The 17,855-nt window shown below is 51.1% G+C and carries 17 protein-coding genes and 1 riboswitch; of the genes, 5 read left to right on the top strand and 12 right to left on the bottom strand.

Going from position 1 to position 17,855, the window contains the following annotated elements:
• Positions 1-65: 65 nt before the first annotated feature.
• From FHT67_RS29715 to metA, 6 genes are all read right to left on the bottom strand, one after another.
• A complete protein-coding gene (locus FHT67_RS29715; protein WP_208403338.1) occupies positions 66-416 on the bottom strand; it encodes a hypothetical protein in 351 nt (116 codons plus the stop codon).
• An 18-nt stretch (positions 417-434) separates the two neighbouring features.
• Complete coding sequence (locus tag FHT67_RS17600; protein WP_167200314.1) at positions 435-620, bottom strand: hypothetical protein; 186 nt, start codon at positions 618-620, stop codon at positions 435-437.
• Between the two features lie 121 nt (positions 621-741).
• On the bottom strand, positions 742-1,881 hold the full coding sequence (gene mqnC / locus FHT67_RS17605; RefSeq protein WP_132307809.1) for a cyclic dehypoxanthinyl futalosine synthase: 1,140 nt from the start codon (positions 1,879-1,881) through the stop codon (positions 742-744).
• A 153-nt stretch (positions 1,882-2,034) separates the two neighbouring features.
• Positions 2,035-3,207, bottom strand: a complete 1,173-nt coding sequence (locus FHT67_RS17610) for a trans-sulfuration enzyme family protein (protein ID WP_167200317.1) — start codon at positions 3,205-3,207, stop codon at positions 2,035-2,037.
• 6 nt (positions 3,208-3,213) lie between these two features.
• On the bottom strand, positions 3,214-4,374 hold the full coding sequence (locus FHT67_RS17615) for an aminotransferase class I/II-fold pyridoxal phosphate-dependent enzyme (protein WP_167200320.1): 1,161 nt from the start codon (positions 4,372-4,374) through the stop codon (positions 3,214-3,216).
• A 44-nt stretch (positions 4,375-4,418) separates the two neighbouring features.
• Positions 4,419-5,336 (bottom strand): homoserine O-acetyltransferase MetA, encoded by a 918-nt coding sequence (metA, locus tag FHT67_RS17620; protein WP_132307814.1) that lies wholly within the window; start codon positions 5,334-5,336, stop codon positions 4,419-4,421.
• A 105-nt stretch (positions 5,337-5,441) separates the two neighbouring features.
• Positions 5,442-5,544, bottom strand: a riboswitch (SAM riboswitch).
• 361 nt (positions 5,545-5,905) lie between these two features.
• Between metA and corA the strand changes: the two genes are divergently transcribed.
• Positions 5,906-6,841 (top strand): magnesium/cobalt transporter CorA, encoded by a 936-nt coding sequence (gene corA, locus FHT67_RS17625; RefSeq protein ID WP_132307816.1) that lies wholly within the window; start codon positions 5,906-5,908, stop codon positions 6,839-6,841.
• Positions 6,842-7,583: 742 nt separating this feature from the next.
• On the opposite strand, the gene cysK is transcribed toward corA, so the two are convergent.
• Positions 7,584-8,519 (bottom strand): cysteine synthase A, encoded by a 936-nt coding sequence (cysK, locus tag FHT67_RS17630; RefSeq protein WP_167200323.1) that lies wholly within the window; start codon positions 8,517-8,519, stop codon positions 7,584-7,586.
• 62 nt (positions 8,520-8,581) lie between these two features.
• Complete coding sequence (locus FHT67_RS17635; RefSeq protein ID WP_481856717.1) at positions 8,582-9,883, bottom strand: MFS transporter; 1,302 nt, start codon at positions 9,881-9,883, stop codon at positions 8,582-8,584.
• Between the two features lie 186 nt (positions 9,884-10,069).
• On the opposite strand from FHT67_RS17635, the gene FHT67_RS17640 reads away from it, so the two are divergent.
• Positions 10,070-10,972 carry a LysR family transcriptional regulator gene (locus tag FHT67_RS17640; protein ID WP_132307820.1) on the top strand — a complete coding sequence of 301 codons (903 nt, stop codon included), beginning with the start codon at positions 10,070-10,072 and terminating at the stop codon, positions 10,970-10,972.
• Positions 10,973-11,040: 68 nt separating this feature from the next.
• Positions 11,041-11,850 carry a histidinol-phosphatase gene (locus tag FHT67_RS17645; RefSeq protein WP_167200326.1) on the top strand — a complete coding sequence of 270 codons (810 nt, stop codon included), beginning with the start codon at positions 11,041-11,043 and terminating at the stop codon, positions 11,848-11,850.
• Positions 11,851-12,344: 494 nt separating this feature from the next.
• On the opposite strand, the gene FHT67_RS17650 is transcribed toward FHT67_RS17645, so the two are convergent.
• Positions 12,345-12,743 carry a DoxX family protein gene (locus FHT67_RS17650; protein WP_167200329.1) on the bottom strand — a complete coding sequence of 133 codons (399 nt, stop codon included), beginning with the start codon at positions 12,741-12,743 and terminating at the stop codon, positions 12,345-12,347.
• A 206-nt stretch (positions 12,744-12,949) separates the two neighbouring features.
• On the opposite strand from FHT67_RS17650, the gene FHT67_RS17655 reads away from it, so the two are divergent.
• Positions 12,950-13,243, top strand: a complete 294-nt coding sequence (locus FHT67_RS17655) for a winged helix-turn-helix transcriptional regulator (RefSeq protein WP_167200732.1) — start codon at positions 12,950-12,952, stop codon at positions 13,241-13,243.
• A 168-nt stretch (positions 13,244-13,411) separates the two neighbouring features.
• Here the strand turns inward: FHT67_RS17655 and sdhB are convergent, their stop codons facing one another.
• The 3 genes from sdhB to FHT67_RS17670 are packed head-to-tail and all read right to left on the bottom strand — an operon-like array spanning position 13,412 to position 16,629.
• Positions 13,412-14,170 (bottom strand): succinate dehydrogenase iron-sulfur subunit, encoded by a 759-nt coding sequence (gene sdhB, locus FHT67_RS17660; RefSeq protein ID WP_132307826.1) that lies wholly within the window; start codon positions 14,168-14,170, stop codon positions 13,412-13,414.
• A gap of 2 nt (positions 14,171-14,172) precedes the next feature.
• A complete protein-coding gene (gene sdhA / locus FHT67_RS17665; protein WP_167200332.1) occupies positions 14,173-15,930 on the bottom strand; it encodes a succinate dehydrogenase flavoprotein subunit in 1,758 nt (585 codons plus the stop codon).
• A gap of 27 nt (positions 15,931-15,957) precedes the next feature.
• Positions 15,958-16,629, bottom strand: a complete 672-nt coding sequence (locus FHT67_RS17670; RefSeq protein ID WP_132307830.1) for a succinate dehydrogenase cytochrome b558 subunit — start codon at positions 16,627-16,629, stop codon at positions 15,958-15,960.
• Between the two features lie 323 nt (positions 16,630-16,952).
• On the opposite strand from FHT67_RS17670, the gene FHT67_RS17675 reads away from it, so the two are divergent.
• Positions 16,953-17,831: a LysR family transcriptional regulator gene (locus FHT67_RS17675; protein WP_167200335.1), complete on the top strand. Its 879-nt coding sequence runs from the start codon at positions 16,953-16,955 to the stop codon at positions 17,829-17,831.
• Positions 17,832-17,855: the final 24 nt, after the last annotated feature.

Raw genomic sequence — 17,855 nt, forward strand, 5'->3', positions numbered from 1 at the left:
GATGGCGGCGATGTCGCTGCGCTTTCGCTTCGCTCACTCCCCCACTCCTTGTGGGGCGAGGCTTTTTATGCTGCCCGGCTTCCTCGGACAGCAATTTTTGTTTCTAACAGAGCGTTAATCTTTGCTCCGTTAATTCGATACAAGTGACTGGACATAGTGTTTCGAGTTTGCGTTGGATCCAGTCCAGCGTAGTTCTCGATTTTGCGGGCAAATTTAGAGAGGTAATCCAACGCAGCGCAGGCGATGGCGCTACTCCATTGGTTGAGGGGATAACCTTTTTTATGGGTCAGAGGCTTGGGGCTGACGTCGTGGCAAAGCTTGATCCGGGGATCATCCAGAATAGAAAGATGTTTGACAGCGATCATATTCAAGCCATGAGGAGGGCCCTCAAGGTAAACCCGCAGCGATAATTTCAATCGGTTTACCGGTCATATCTACATTGGTGTTGCAATCGCGCAGGGCAATGATGTGATCTCCCTCGGCGCCTTGAAGAACGATATGCTCATGACCCTCCATAGCAGAATCAGGTCCAGGCTGCCGATCCCCTGCTCCTTCACGTATGTATCAATGGAAACGGTATGGAAAACGTCGGCATTGCCGCTGCCCTCCTGCTCCGTCACCGCATCCTTCTCCCCTTGTCTTGTTCATGGAAAAGAATAGGTGACACCAACCTCATTTCTCGCCGGAAATAAAAATAAGCATCCAAGCCCCAAGAACCGGGACCGGATGCTTATTCCTTTATTAGTTCTGCATAACAAAGTCTTTCGAAGCGTGCTCGTTGTCGTCGTACATCTTAAGCGTGTTGTATTTCGTGTCGCGTTGCGCCGGGATTTTACCGGACTCGCGGATCAGTTGAAGAATAAGTTCAATGTTGACTTTATGCGTGGTGCCCGCGGCGGATACGACGTTTTCTTCGATCATCGTGCTGCCGAAGTCGTTGCAGCCGTACGAAAGCGACTGCTTGCCGATTTCCGGCCCCATCGTCACCCACGAGGATTGGAAATTGTCGATATTGTCGAGCATGATGCGGCTTACCGCAACCATCTTCAGATATTCCTCCGGCTTCGACTTCTCCACTTTCCTCATGTTGGTGTTGTCAGGCTGGAACGGCCAGCAGATAAACGCAAGGAAGCCCTTCGAATCGTAACCGTTAGCGATGCATTCATCCTGCGCGTCGCGAATGCGGAGCAGGTGAAGCGCACGCTCCTCCGCCGTCTCGCCAAAGCCGTATACCATCGTTGCCGTGGTGTTCATGCCATGACGGTGAGCGGATTTCATCACGTCCATCCAATCCGTCCAGGAGCCCTTCAGACGGCTGATTTTGCGGCGGGTACGGTCATCGAGAATCTCGGCGCCGCCGCCCGGAAGCGAATCAAGGCCTGCTTCATGCAGCTGGCGGATCACTTCGTCAAGCGACAGCCCATCCGAAACTTCCTTCATCTTCTGAATCTCGGCAGGCGAGAAGGAATGCATCGTGATGTCGGGGAAATGCCGCTTGATCTCGCGGAGCAGGTCCGTGTAATAGGAGAACGGCAGATTCGGGTTTGTACCGCCCTGCATCAGAATCTCCGTACCGCCTACATCGATGGTTTCCTGAATTTTGTTAAGTATCGTTTCGTTCGAGAGGACATAGCCCTCATTCGATCCCGGCGCGCGGTAGAATGCGCAGAACCGGCAATAGACATCGCAAATATTTGTATAGTTGACGTTCCGGCCCACGACAAAGGTCGTAATCGGTTCAGGATGGCGTCTCAGCATCAGCTGGTTCGCAACCTCGCCCATTTTTTCAATTTCATCGGATTCAAGCAGCGTTACGCATTCGTCAAACGTAATCCGTTCGCCCTGCAGCGCTTTATCCAAAATCTGGTCCAACGTAGACATCGCAAGACCTCCTTATCTTTCCGTTCTTAATAGCTATCAACTAATCCTATCATATCTCGTTCTTGTCCGTCATCTTTCGTATGTTACGGAAATACGAAAAAATACGGCTTGTCGCAAGCGACAGCCGCATTTTTCGCTTATTTTGAACAAAAATTATCCGCGCAGGGCAGCGTCCAGATCCGCAATCAGATCCTCTATATCTTCAAGCCCTACCGAGTAACGGACAAGACCGTCCGTAATTCCCCGCTCGTAGCGAACCTCCCTAGGCATTGCCGCATGCGACATTTTGGCCGGGTAGGATAAAATGCTTTCCACCGCGCCAAGGCTGACGGCAACCAGCGGCAGCTGAACGCGGCTCAGAAGCGCAGCCGCGCGTTCTCCGCTGCCTACGTCGAAGGAAACGACGGCGCCGTAACCCTTCGACTGCTTCTCGTGAATCTCCCGGCCCGGATGATCCTCAAGACCAGGGTAGTAGACTCTGGCAACCTCCGGATGATCATTCAGCCATTCGGCCAGTCTGCGGGCGCTGCGTTCGCTATGCTCCATGCGGGCTTGCAGTGTCTTCATGCCGCGCATCAGCAGCCAGCTCTCGTGAGCGCTCAGAACCGCACCGAGTCCGTTCTGAAGCTGATAGAGCCGGCGTCCAAGAGCTTCATCGTTAGTTACAGCAAGTCCAGCGAGCACGTCGCTGTGGCCGCTCAGAAACTTCGTAGCGCTGTGAAGCACAATATCAACGCCAAGCTCGAACGGACGCTGATGGTAAGGCGTCATGAACGTATTGTCGAGCATCGTCAGGAGGCCGTTTTCTTTCGCCCAGCCCGTCACTCGGGCGATGTCCGTGATCTTGAGCGTTGGGTTGGACGGCGTCTCCATAAATACCGCTTTGGTGTTTGGTTTTATCGCGTCTTTTACTTGGTCGAAATCCGTCATGTCCACAAACGTGGTTTCAATATTGAAACGGGTCAGCACGGCCGTAAGCAAACGGTATGTACCGCCGTATACGTCTTCCGTTACGATCACATGATCGCCTGCGGACAGCAGCATAAACGCCGTCGAGATCGCCGCCATGCCGGAGGCGAAAGCGAAGCCGCGGGTTCCGCCTTCCAGCAAAGCGATATAGTTTTCAAGCGCCTCGCGGGTCGGGTTGCCCGAACGGCTGTAATCATGATGCGGAGGATTTTGAATGTCCGCCTGATGGAAGGTTGACGCCTGGAAAATCGGAGCGCTGGATGCGCCGGTCTGCTCGTCGATTTCAGCGCCGAAATGCAGCAGCTTTGTCGCAAAGCGGCGTCCGGCGATTTTTTCGGGATTATGTCTTTCGCTCATGGCGCCTTAAGCCCCCTCGATTTCGCGCTTTGCCTCAGCCAACGCCTGCTTTAGATCGGCAATCAAATCATCGGCATGCTCGATTCCAACCGAGAAACGAAGGAGACGGTCGTCAACGCCGATCTTCTGGCGGATTTCCAACGGAATATCGGCATGAGTCTGAACAGCAGGATAAGTCATAAGCGACTCGACGCCGCCAAGGCTTTCCGCAAACGCGATCAGCTTGATATGACGGAGAATCGGCTCTACGTAACGGGCATCCTTCAGACGGAAGGAGAAAATGCCGGTGTTGCCCGAGGATTGCTTGTTCTGCACATCATGACCCGGGTGATGGGGCAGCGCCGGATAATAGACATCCTCGATCGCCTCATGCTCCAGCAGATAATTCGCGATAGCGGTTGCGTTAAGCTGATGGCGTTCCATGCGAAGCGCGAGCGTCTTCATGCCGCGCATCAGCAGCCAGGAGTCCTGCGGACCAAGAACGGCGCCAAGCGAGTTATGCAGGAAAGCCATCTGCTCGGAGAGCTCTTTGCCCTTCGTCACGATCAGACCGGCTAGAACGTCATTGTGACCGCCCAAGTATTTGGTTGCGCTATGAACGACGATATCCGCGCCAAGCTCTATAGGACGCTGGAAGAACGGAGTAAGCAGCGTATTATCTACAATAGTAAGAAGACCTTTGGACTTTGCCCATGCGGATACACGCTCCAAGTCTGTAATCATCATCAGCGGATTCGTTGGCGTCTCGATCAGAACCGCCTTCGTGTTCGTCTGAAGCAGCTCGGACATGCCGTCAAGATCGTTCGTATCGACATACGAAGCCGTAACGCCGTATCTGGACATGATTTTCTCAAGCAGACGGTATGTGCCGCCATATAAATCAAGCGAAACGATCAAATGGTCGCCTTGGCTGAACAAAGCGAAGATCGTTGTCAGAGCGGCCATACCGGAGCTACAGGCAAACCCCGCGTCGCCGGATTCGAGCTGAGCCGCCGCTTCTTCCAGAACGGTACGCGTCGGACTTTTGGTGCGGGCGTAATCAAAGCCCGTGCTTTGGCCAAGCTTGGGATGGCGGAACGCCGTTGCTTGGTAAATCGGGAAGCTTACCGCACCCGTAACAGGCTCCTTCTCGGAACCGATATGCGCAAGATGACTTTCAATTTTCATAAGTTCGTCCGTCTCCTTCGTCTTCGTCATTTCTAATTTATTAATTAGATGCCTGCGCCCAAATCATAAGGCGTTTGTTGGTATACATAATAGTTCAACCAGTTCGAGAACAGCAAATTCGCGTGGGAGCGCCATGTCGAATAAGGGAGTTTTTCCGGATTATCTCCCGGGAAATAGTTCTTCGGCAGATCAATTTCCAGCCCCTTTGCTTTGTCGCGGTCATATTCGTATTTCAGCGAAAGCGGATCGTACTCCGAATGCCCGCTGACGAAAATTTGCCTGCCGTCTTTGGAAGCCACGATATATACGCCGGATTCTTCGGACTCCGACAAAATTTCCAGATCCCCGATTTTCTCGATATCCTCGCGGCGGACCTCGGTATGACGGGATTGCGGCACAAAGAACATTTCGTCAAAGCCGCGGAGCAGGTTGACGTTCTGCTTCTCGGTTGTATGCGGGAATACGCCGAAAATCTTCTTGTCCAGTTCGTATTTCGGTACGCCGTAATGATGGTACAAGCCCGCCTGCGAGGCCCAACAGATATGGAAGGTCGACGTCACCTGGCGTCTGCTCCAATCCATAATGTCCTTCAGCTCTTCCCAGTAATTCACGTCCTCGAAGTTCAGATGCTCAACCGGAGCGCCCGTAATAACAAGACCGTCATAATACTGGTCCTTGATGTCATCGAAGGTTTTGTAGAACGATTCCAGATGCTCGTGCGACGTATTTTTCGATGTATGGGTCTTCGGATGCAGCAATACAATCTCCACTTGCAGCGGCGTATTGCCAATGAGTCGAAGAAGCTGCGTTTCCGTCGTTTCCTTGGTAGGCATTAAATTCAATATGGCGATCCGTAATGGACGGATGTCTTGATGGAAAGCGGTGCTTTCATCCATAACGAAAATATTCTCGTTGTTCAAAATCTCTTTGGCTGGCAGGGAATCAGGTACTTTAATCGGCATTGCGATTCACTCCTTTACTTGATTATCGGCCTTCTCAACGCAAAAAAGACCCTTTCTGCCGTGAGAAAAGGTCGTGCGCTCATCAAAAAAAAAGAGCTCTCGCCTCCCTCATCTCTCAGAAACTAAAGTTTCCGCAAGAATTAGCACCGTGCTTACGCCGGTTGCCGGGCTTCATCGGGCTAGTCCCTCCGCCTGCTCTTGATAAGAAAGTGGTTCTATTCGGTTGTAGAAATCCAATTCTATTCTTAACTTTAATGGATTCTGCCATTCGCGTCAAGGACGTTATTGACATATGCTGTAGAAGGCTTTCCAAAAGGTCAGTCGGCCTATTTTTCCGCTTGAATGTAAAGTGTATAGGGGAGTATACTAGACAAGGATTAAAAGCCGATTTTTCATGAAGAATAAAAGGTAAAGGAGTGCAAACAGAATGGAAGGCGATCGACCGAAGCCTGACAACAACCGAATACGGCAGCTGCCGGATCTATCGTTGCTCAAGCGGGCGTTTGCGTTTTAAGTCCGTTCTTTTGCTCGTTCATCCGGCAGCTCGTCACAAGAGAGGAGAAGCTCGGATGAAAATTCGTCATGTAAACAACGGGTTATTTACCCTGATCGAAGACATTAATGAGACGCTTGTTCCGGCAGCGGAAGGCTTCTATTGGATTGATGCCGACGTGGAAGACCTTGCGATCCTGCAGCCGCTGTTCGGCATGCATGATCTGGCGGTCGAGGACTGCCTGAGCGAGGAAGAGCAGCGTCCGAAAATCGAAATTTATGAAAACCAATATTTTATTGTCATTAACAGCATCCGGTTCGATGACGAGGAAATCTTCCTCCGCGCGCTGAATATTTTTCTAGGCCGTCATTATATTATTACGATTACGAAGCAAAAGCTCAACGAGCTGCGCACGCTGAAACCCGTTCTGTGGGAGCAGGAAGTTAATCGGCCGGACTATTTCCTATATCATCTCGTCGACATCGTGGTCGACAATTACTTCCTCGTAGGCGACCGGATCGACAACCGGATCGAAATGCTGGAAGAAGATATATTAATGAATACGAAAAAAACGCATCTGAACGAAATCATCGGTCTGCGCGGCGAAATTTTGTGGCTGAAGAAAGTGCTTGGCCCGCAAAAGGACCTTATCGCCACGCTGAACAAGCGGGATTTGAAGCTAATCGATGACCAGCTGCAAAAGTACTTCAGCGACATTTACGAGAACGCCGTCAAAATCGCCGAGTCCTTCGATACGTACCGAGAGCTCATGGGCAACTTGCGAGAAGCTTATCAGTCGACGATCTCGGCCCGGGCGAACGAGATCATGCGCGTGTTCACCGCGATGACGACGATCTTCATGCCGCTGACCTTTATTACCGGGATTTACGGGATGAACTTCGACTTTATTCCCGGGATGCATGTGCGCGGCGGATCAATTATTCTGCTTGGCATCATGCTCGCCTTGGGGGCTGGAATGCTGATTGTGTTTAGGAAGAAAAAATGGTTGTGAGTGTGGGGAGCCGCCCTGTGTTGGGGCGGCTTTTTTGCTGTCGATCGGGGTCGGTCGGGTCGGTGTGATCCGGGGACGTGAAGGATCTCCTTTCAGCCGCTGTTGTCAACACTTTGCCTGAACTTAATGTTCCAAGGTTGCAAAGTGTAGACAAAGGCGGGCGCTCCTGCAGGAGATTCCTTCACTTACCCCTGCGCCCCTCCCCGACCGCCCCGCGCTCCCAGCACCGCTGCCCACAACCCCCGGCGGCTTTGGGGAGAGGGCCGAAAGGGGCTCAGGCGCTGCGCACGAGCCCGATTTCACATCGTGATAAGACCCTGACAGTGTCTTATTCCATCGCCTACTGACCATCCGCCAGTTTCACCTTGCTCGCGTAGACGATAAGACCCCGGCAGGGTCTTATCACGGTCACTTCAACCCCCTAATAGCACAATAAGACCCTCGTGGGTCTTATCTCATCGCCAACTGACCGTTTCCGCCAGTTTCACCCACCCAGCTCGCCATAGTCGATAAGACCCTGGCAGGGTCTTATCGTAGCCACTTCAACCCCCTATAGCACAATAAGACCCTCGTGGGGTCTTATTTCATCGCCAACTGACCGTTCCTGCCAGTTTCAGTCTGCTCTTATAGACGATAAGACCACGGCAGGGTCTTATCACGGCGACTTCAGTCCCCTTATAACACAATAAGACCCTCATGGGGTCTTATTGCGCTATGCGAATAGCTCGCACTCCTCACCATATTAAGCTTCGTCGTACAAATTCGCCGACAAATAACGTTCGCCCGTGTCAGGAAGAAGGACAACAATCGTTTTGTTTTTGTTCTCCGGACGTTTGGCCAATTGAGAAGCCGCGAATGCCGCGGCGCCGGAAGAGATGCCGACCAGCAAGCCTTCGCTGCGCGCCAGCATGCGGGAAGTTCGGTACGCGTCTTCGTTTTTGACCGTAATAATCTCGTCCACGACGGACGCGTTATAGTTATCCGGCACAAAGCCCGCGCCAATGCCTTGAATCAGATGGGGACCTCTTTCGCCGCCAGACAATACCGCGGAGCTAAACGGCTCAACGGCAACAATTTTTACGTTTGGATTAAGCTGCTTCAAGCGTTCGCCTACGCCGGAGACCGTACCGCCCGTACCAACGCCGGCCACAAAGATATCCACCCGGCCGTCGGTATCGCGCCAGATTTCCTCCGCTGTCGTTGTCTTATGGATGTCCGGGTTCGCGGGATTGCTGAATTGCATCGGTATGTAGGAGCCTGGAATTTGAGCAGCCAGCTCATCCGCTTTGCGGATTGCTCCCGACATGCCCTCGGATGCCGGCGTAAGCACAAGCTCCGCGCCAAGCGCCTCCAGCAGCTTGCGGCGTTCGATACTGAACGATTCAGGCAAAATTATAATGAGCCGGTAGCCCAAAGCCGCCGCCGCAAAAGCGAGCGCAATGCCGGTATTGCCGCTTGTTGGTTCAATAATCACCGAGCCGGGAACAAGCTTTCCTTTTTCCTCCGCATCCTTAATCATCGCAAAACCAATCCGGTCCTTCACGCTGCCAGCCGGATTGAAGTATTCCAGCTTCGCGATAACTTTCGCAAGCGAATCCTGACTCTTATTGTAATGAGTAAGCTCGAGCAATGGTGTGTTGCCGATCAGCTCTGTCAAATTACTGTAAATGCGTGGCATTCATCATCGCACCTTTCTTTATTGGATCATTACCCATTATAGCATTTGCTGCCGAAGCCTGCTTATGCCATCTCTTCCTCTGCCGCTTCGCGCGAGCCTTTTTCCAGATTAACCTTCCACAATAAAACGATTCCGATTATAAAGAAGGCAATCAGAGACAAAATCGCGACCCGGCTCGAACCGGTAAGGGTCCCCACCACGGAGAAGACAAACGGACCCGCAAAGGAGGAGAACTTGCTCGACAGCGCCAGGAAGCCAAAAAACTCGCCCGTCCGCGAAGGCGGCACCAGATTGGCATAGATCGAACGGGCTACCGCCTGGCTACCGCCCTGCACAAGGCCCACCATGATGGCAAGCGCATAGAAATGAACGGCGCTGGTCATAAAGAAGCCTAGCCCGACGATAAGAACATAAATAAGCAAGGAATAATACAACATGCGCTTCGAACCAAAACGACCGGCCAGCCTGCCGAACAGGATCGTACATGGCCATCCGACAAACTGCGTGATCAGCAGCGCAATAATCAGATCGCTTGTCTCAATGCCGATACCCGCACCATATATCGTTGCCATGACAATAACCGTGTTGATTCCATCGTTGAAAAACCAGAAAGAAGCCATATACTTCAGCAGCTCGGGATATCGCTTGATAACCGAGAAGGTCTTTCCAATCCGGACAAAGCCTGCCCGGATGATTTCGCCCCTGCCGAGATGGCCGGTTGGCTTCCTGCTTTCCTTCACCAAGCGAAGAATCGGAATGGAGAACAGCAGCCACCAAACCCCCACCGTAATAAAGACCATCTGGGTGGCAAAGGTTTTGCTTGGGAAGCCCAGCGTCTCCCAGCCTTCAATCATAATAACGTTGATAAGCAGCAGCAGGCCGCCTCCGGCATAACCGTAAGCATAACCTTGCGAGCTGACTCGGCCTCTTAACTCCTGCGGCACGCCGTCCGCCAGCATCGCGTCATAAAAGGTATTCCCTCCGGAGAAGCCTATAGAGCCCAACACCATCAGGCATGAAGCCAATAGCCAATCGTCTTCACCGGCAAACGCCATAAATACGCAGGACAATACGCCAAGCAGCATAAATACGGACAGAAACCTCAGCTTTGAGCCCGTATAATCGGCAATAGCCCCAAGAATCGGCGATAACACGGCCACCAGCAGCATCGCAATGCTTTGGGTATAACCCCAATAGGTCTCGGCCCGGTTGCCCGCCAGATGAACGGCTGCGACATCGGAATAATAAACCGGCAGCACCGCTGCCATCATCGTGGTGGCAAAGGCGGAGTTTGCCCAATCGTACATTTTCCAGCCACGCAATGCTCTTTGGTCCAGAACAAACGCCCCCGTTTCATTGGCCATACTTCAGCAATAGTTCGACAGTCCCCCATTTATTCCTTTTCAATTGAAATGGCCATACAAAAAATTAACATTAACCTCATGCTTCGAAAACATTAGATTAAGAATTTTTGAAGCTTGCCCGCTTTTTTGCTGTAATCATCCATTTGCTTTATAATAAATAGTGATCATGTTCGAGGGGGAATTGAATTGAATATTAGCCAGCTTGAAACGCTCCTCACCATATCGAAGACGATGAGCTTCCGCAAAGCCGGCGAGCTGCTGAATTTGACACAGCCGGCCGTCTCTGCTCAAATAAAAACGCTGGAGGACGAATTCAAGACAGTTCTCATCGATCGCAATCAGCCCGTCACCTTGACCGACCACGGAAAAGTTTTTTTGGAGCATGCGGAGAGAATACTTGCGGTTGTTGAAGAATTAAAGCAGAAGCTGTCCGATTTGAATGCGATACCCCAGGGCCATATCGTACTCGGAACCACCTCATCCATGGCCATTCAGATCTTGCCCCGGGTGTTATCTTACTTCCAGGACCAGTATCCGTTGATCAAAACGACGATACACACGATGCCATCCTCGCAAGTTCTGGCCAGCGTGGAGAACGGTTCAGTCGATATCGGCATTACCTACATCTCGGAAAAAAATCCGAATATGGACACATCCATTCTTTATTACGATTCCTTTGTCCTCGTTGCATCTCCCGCTCATCCTTTAAGCCAAGTAGCGCATACTACGATAGATATGATCAAGGATTACCCCTTTATCATGCTTGCGCCCGACACCTTGGGCCGCCGCTTCCTGGATCAAATCTTCAAGAAAAATAATATCCAGCCGAATATTATTATGGAGCTGTCGAGCAGCGAAGAAGTAAAGCGAATGGTTGAGATTAATCTTGGCATTGCCGTCGTTTCCAAGCTGTCCATTGCCAATGAATTAAAGCTTGGTTCGCTCAAAATCATCAAAGCGACGGAGCTTGAGCCCTATCACCCGGTGGCTGTCGTCTATAAATCCGGCAGATATTTAAATACGGCCATGCAGCAATTTTTAAGCGACTTAAAAGGCATGCCCGAGCAATCCTTTCTTGGCAGCGAGTAGACAGAATCCTTACATATGGCCAACAGCTCTGGCCATTGGGCAGCCATTCTTTTTAGGAGGAATTCATCATGAAATTCGATTTGCATACCCATCACGAACGTTGCGGCCATGCCGACGGCATGATCGAAGATTACATTATTGCCGCGCTTGACGCAGGCCTTGAAGTCATTGGCATCTCCGACCATTCGCCGTATTTCGGCAGCGAGCAGGATCAGCCTTTTCCCGGCATCGCTATGGCCCGAAGCGATTTTCAGAGCTATGTAGACGAGGTTCTCCGCCTGAAAGAGAAATATAAAGACCGCATTGAAGTGCTGCTAGGCATGGAGTCGGATTTCTTCCCCAAACACGCCGAAACCTATAGGGATGCTTATCGCAATGTCCCGTTTGACTACTTGATTGGCTCGGTCCATCAGGTCAGCGGTGTGAGCATCTTTAACCGCAACCGTTGGAAAGGCTTGTCCGAGGAGAAGAAGATCTCGGAAAAAGTCGCGTATTACGAGCTTATCCAGCAATCCGCCCGAAGCGGCATGTTCGACATACTCGGTCATATCGATGCGATGAAGGGCTATTACCCGGCCTTCTCCGATATTCCGGCCAATGACGTAATTGATGATACGCTTCGAGTTATCGCCAAGTGCGATGTCGCTATTGAGATCAATACGTCCGGCGGCACCAAGGATGTTGGCGGCTGGTACCCTTCCGATGCGATTCTAGAGAGAGCGCTTCATTTTGGAGTAAATGTCACGTTTGGCTCCGATGCCCATAAACCAAGCCGTATAGGCGAGGATTTCGAGCGGGTACGCAAGCGCCTGAAGGAAATCGGTTTCTCGCAATGGGTATTCTACCGCAAACGCCAGCAAATCATTGTTCCACTGTAGTAAAAGAAATCTAGGCTTTGCCTTTCAGGCAAAGCCTTTTTGCTGCGTTCTTTATCGGACAAAAAAAGTGGACCTGTGCGCTCACAGGTCCAAAATCGATATATTAAAAGGGGGTCTTGTTTATTATAATAGCCTAATAATATGTTTGTACCGTAACAGAACTATTTCAATTGTGTAACAAATTCATTCCATCATTTAAGCGATTACCGGATATGGCTGGCTGGAATCATTATCGGAGCAGGGTCTGCTCTTGGCAATGCTTTATTTATGAAGGCGCTGGACTATGGCCCCGCCGCCTTGACGTCCCGCTTACTAACATGAACCGCTCCATTCTCTCTACAAGGAAAAGCTGAACCGTGCGCAATGGTCCGCTTTTGTATTGACGATCGCCGGGCTACTCATTATTCGGATTTGAACGTTCTGCCCTTACAATGCAAAAAGCACCCCAGAGTCTGCCGTGCAGAACCCCGAGGTGCTTTTCTTAAAAACTATTATTATTTCAGCAAAGCGTCGATCGAGAAATCGCCAGCGCCCGTGAAGGCTACGCCGAGCAGAACGGCAATCAGAACCAGGTTATATTCATAACCGTTTTGCGTAACCCAGGGACCATTGGCGCCATGAACCTTCGCAATCGCTACAACCATGGTAAGGATCAGCAATGCCGCTCCTACTTCCACCCACAGCCCCGCTCCGAACAATACGCCGCCTACAACCTCGGACAAGCCTGCGCCGGCTGCCATCAATACGCCGGGTTTCAATCCGATCGATTCCAGCCAACCGCCCGTGCCTTTTAGACCGTAACCGCCGAACCATCCGAACAGCTTCTGCGCGCCGTGTCCAATCATCAATAAACCAATAATAACCCGAATGATCAACAAGCCAGTATCCAACATTTAAAACCTCTCCCTTTATCTCTCGTTAATTGAGCGGCCGCTCTCTTTGATGCAATTATCATAATGTATGTTACTTACTTAAGTCAAGTAGATATATTAAAATTAGCAAATACCCAAATTTGGCTGCGCTAACGAACTTACTTTTCCTTAGAACATATGCTACAATATAGGTAGAAAAAGGGGTGATCGCGTTGGATTATTCAACTATGTGCCCAAAGTATGAAGCTGCGGCCGACATTCTTGGTAAGAAGTGGACAGGGCTTATCATCCGGGTTATGCTTGGCGGACCTAAACGGTTCAAGGAAATTAAAGAACAGATCCCCGAGATGAGCGACAAAATGTTAACGGATCGGATGAAGGAACTAGAGAGTCAGAGCATTGTAAAACGAACTGTCTATCCTGAAATGCCTGTTCGAATCGAATATGAGTTAACGCCTAAGGGTCGCGAGCTCCAGCCCGTGATCGAGTCGATTCAAAGCTGGGGCGAGCAATGGATGTAACGCCGTCAAACAAAAAAGCTGTGCCGGACTAGGATATCACTATCCCGTCCGGCGCAGCTTTTTTGTTTGAGTTGACTTTCAACGTTAGCTCCATTACTATAATGATAATAGTTATCATTATCAAATAAGCAAAAGAAATACCCCCCGCCTGCGCGGAGGGCATCCTTCTTAGCCAAGCCATTTTTTGAACAATTGTTTGGTAGTATCACGGTTGATTGCAGCAATCGAAGTCGTAAGCGGAATGCCTTTCGGGCACGAACGCACGCAGTTTTGCGAGTTGCCGCAGCCTTCGATGCCGCCGTCTTCCATCAGCGTCTCCAGACGTTCAGCTTTGTTCATTTCACCTGTAGGGTGAACGTTGAAGAGGCGGACCTGGGAGATTGCTTGCGGACCGATAAAGCTGTTGCGGTCGTTAACGTTCGGGCAGGCTTCCATGCAGACGCCGCAAGTCATACACTTGGACAGCTCGTAAGCCCATTGGCGCTTCTCTTCTGCCAGACGCGGGCCTGGGCCCAGATCATACGTGCCGTCGATCGGAATCCATGCTTTAACCCGTTTCAGCGCATTGAACATGCGCTCGCGGTTAATAACAAGGTCACGCACGACAGGGAATGTGCGCATCGGCTCGAGGCGAATCGGCTGTTCCAGCTTATCGATCAGCGCGCTGCAGGCCTGACGAGGCTTGCCGTTGATGACCATCGAGCAGGCACCGCACACTTCCTCAAGGCAGTTGGATTCCCAGCATACCGGAGCCGTGTTTCCGCCATCCGCTTTTTTCGGATTACGCTGAATTTCCATTAAGCCGCTGATTACGTTCATGTTGGCGCGGTAAGGAATTTCAAACTCTTCGGTATAAGGCGCGGAGTCCGGTCCGTCTTGACGGGTAATAACGAACTTTACGGTTTTTGTTGCTGTCGTTTGAGCCATTGTTATTCTCCTTTCTTCTTGTTGGCTGTGTAGTCGCGTTTACGCGGTTTGATAAGGGAAGTATCGACATCCTCATACGAAATTTGCGGACCTTCAGGCGTCCAGGTCGCTTTCGTTGTTTTGAGGAAATCCTCGTCGTTACGGTCCGGGAAGTCCGGCTTGTAATGCGCGCCGCGGCTTTCGTTGCGGAGCAAAGCGCCAAGCGTCATCGCTTCGGAAAGCTCAAGCATGTTCCACAGCTGACGCGTGAACGCTACGCTGGAGTTGTTCCATTTGAGCGAGTCGTTGATATTGATGTTTTGGTAACGCTGCTTCAGCTCTTTGATCTTGTCAATGGTTTGCTGCAGCTTGTCGTTGAAGCGTACAACCGTCATGTTGTTTGTCATCCACTCGCCAAGCTCTTTGTGGATAACGTAAGCATTCTCGGTACCGTTCATGCCGAGGATCTTGTTGTACTTGTCTTCGTGACGTTTCTTCTCGCGGTCGAATACCGATGAGGAAATGTCTTCAGACGATTTCTTAAGGCCTTTGATGTATTCAACGGCTTTAGGACCGGCAACCATGCCGCCAAAGATAGCGGACAGGAGCGAGTTCGCGCCAAGACGGTTCGCGCCGTGGTATTGGTATTCGCATTCGCCCGCCGCGAACAGACCAGGAATGTTCGTCATTTGGTTGTAATCAACCCACATGCCGCCCATCGAGTAGTGAACCGCAGGGAAGATTTTCATCGGGATTTTGCGCGGGTCGTCGCCCATGAACTTCTCGTAAATCTCGATGATGCCGCCGAGCTTAACGTCAAGCTCCTTCGGATCTTTATGCGACAGGTCAAGGTAAACCATGTTCTCGCCGTTGATGCCAAGCTTCTCGTCAACGCAGACGCTGAAGATTTCGCGTGTTGCGATATCGCGCGGAACAAGGTTGCCGTACGCCGGATATTTCTCTTCAAGGAAGTACCAAGGCTTACCGTCTTTGTACGTCCAGATCCGGCCGCCTTCGCCGCGTGCGGATTCGGACATCAGGCGCAGCTTGTCGTCGCCAGGGATAGCCGTTGGATGGATTTGGATAAATTCGCCGTTTGCGTAATGAACGCCTTGCTGATATACAGCGGATGCAGCTGTACCCGTATTGATAACGGAGTTCGTTGTTTTACCGAAGATGATACCAGGACCGCCGGATGCGAGAATAACGGCGTCGCCGACGAAAGTATGTACTTCCATCGTGCGCAGGCTTTGCGCCGAAACACCGCGGCAGATGCCTTCGTCATCCAGTACGGCGCCAAGGAATTCCCAGTGCTCGTATTTCGTTACGAGACCGGCTGCTTCCCAGCGGCGAACTTGCTCGTCCAGGGCGTACAGCAGCTGCTGGCCGGTTGTTGCGCCCGCGAACGCCGTACGGTGATATTGCGTGCCGCCGAAACGACGGAAGTCAAGCAGACCCTCCGGCGTACGGCTGAACATTACGCCCATTCGGTCCATTAAGTGGATAATGCCAGGCGCGGCTTCGCACATTGCTTTTACCGGAGGCTGATTCGCGAGGAAGTCGCCGCCGTAAACGGTATCGTCAAAATGCTCCCAAGGGGAGTCGCCTTCACCTTTTGTATTTACAGCGCCGTTAATGCCGCCTTGCGCGCAAACGGAATGGGAACGTTTCACCGGCACGAGGGAGAACAGTTCCACATGCACGCCCGCTTCCGCCGCTTTAACGGTTGCCATAAGGCCCGCAAGACCGCCGCCAACGACGATAATTTTATTTTTAGCCATAACGTTTCGCTCCTTGTCTAAATACTACTAACCGATATTGGTCAATGCCAATGCGGCACTTGCCGTTTCCTTGAATTCGTCACCCATAAATGCTACGAGGGACAGGATGAACAGCGCAGCTACAAGCACAAAGATTACCATGCAGATATTCGCCGAAACCCGTTGAGCTTTCGGGGAGACCGTAATACCCCAGCTGATCAGGAACGCCCAGAGGCCGTTGCTGAAGTGGAATACCGCAGCCAGAATACCGATGAGGTACAGAATGAACAAAGCAGGGCTAGTTGCAATATTATGCATGGTCGAGCCAAGCTCTTCATGCGTTACATTGCCAAGCGCTACCTGCACGCGAGTCTCGAACACGTGCCAGATAACAAAGATAAACGTGATTACCCCCGTTATACGCTGCAACGTAAACGCCCAGTTACGTTCATATTTGAAACGTCCCGAGTTGAGGTTCGACTGATAAGCCATATACAAACCGTAAACACCGTGGAACAAAATCGGCAGATAGATGCCGAAGATCTCGAGCAGCGTTACGACAGGCAGGCCGTTAATAAAATGAACCGCTCTGGTAAAGCCTTCCGGCCCGCGCTCATACGCCTGAAAATTGGCCAGGGCATGCACGATGATAAATCCACCCAGCGGAATCACCCCAAGCAGAGAGTGAAGCTTGCGCCAGTAGTACGAATTTCCTTTCATTGATACTTCTCCTTTCCAGACTGTGGTCGCTCCATGACATTTTTACTGTTGACAAACCATTCTACATTGTACCCCCGGCTATTAAGTCCGTCAACAAAAGTCGACACCATTTGCGAAAGTTTCATTTCTCGACTTTTATTGAACCCCGCAAAATATTAGGACTTCGGAGCTTAGGCTTCACATTGCATTGCGAGGGCTATGAAAATTGTGAACGTTCCGTGTATGCCACCCTTTTAATCCTACTCCTTTTGAGCTTATAATGGAATTGCATATTTATTATAATTTATTATAACCAATTCACATAAGCGATCGGGGAGACCAAAATGATCGAAGAATTTCATATGTTTGCATCTATTGTAGAGCATTCCAGCATGAACAAGGCAGCTGCGCTGCTTAATTTGTCCCAGCCGGCTTTATCCCGCAAACTGGCCAAGCTTGAAGAAGAGATTGGCGCCAAGCTGTTCGAGCGCGTAGGCAAAAGGCTTGAACTGACCCGCGTCGGCCAATTGACTTACGAATATGCCGTAAACCTCCGCAAGCTGCACCGCCGTTATATGGATTCCGTCGCCGAATACACCGCGGCGGGACGTACCTCCATTACGATTGGGGCCAGCTTAACGACGCTGCAAACAACCTTACCCGATTTCATCAAGACGCTAAACGCCAGTCATCCGGAATTCGACATCAAGGCCGTAACCGGGAAAACCCACGAGATTGTCACTCTTGTCCGGGACAACAAAGCGGATATCGCCATCGTCGCCTCCATGATCGAGGACTCCCAGCTTCATTGCGTGCCGCTGTTCGACGATCATCTGCTGCTCGTCATACCGACCAGCGTTGCCGTTACGCATGAAGAGCCTCTTTCAATAGAAGATTTAAACGGGCTGCCGATGATCTTGTTCTCCAAAGGAACCTGGTATCGCAGGCTGACCGACGAGGTTTTCGCCAAATACCATCTTCAGCCGGATGTCAGGATGGAAATCGATTCCTTCGAGGCTATCGTCCGTCTGCTTCATACGTGCCGCGCGGCAACCTTGCTCCCGCATTCCTATATGCGCAAGCAGTTATTAGCCGACAACGAACTTGTCGTTGTCCCCATCCGCGAGCTTGAAGAAACCAAGAGAACGACTTGTCTCATCCACAACGACCCTTCCGATCTTCATCCGGCGGTCCGCAGATGGATCTCGGAGCTCGGTCAGTAAAGAGGGGCGCTTTTAATCTTTTCG

Source organism: Paenibacillus sp. BK720, assembly GCF_011761545.1.
GTDB lineage: Bacteria > Bacillota > Bacilli > Paenibacillales > Paenibacillaceae > Pristimantibacillus.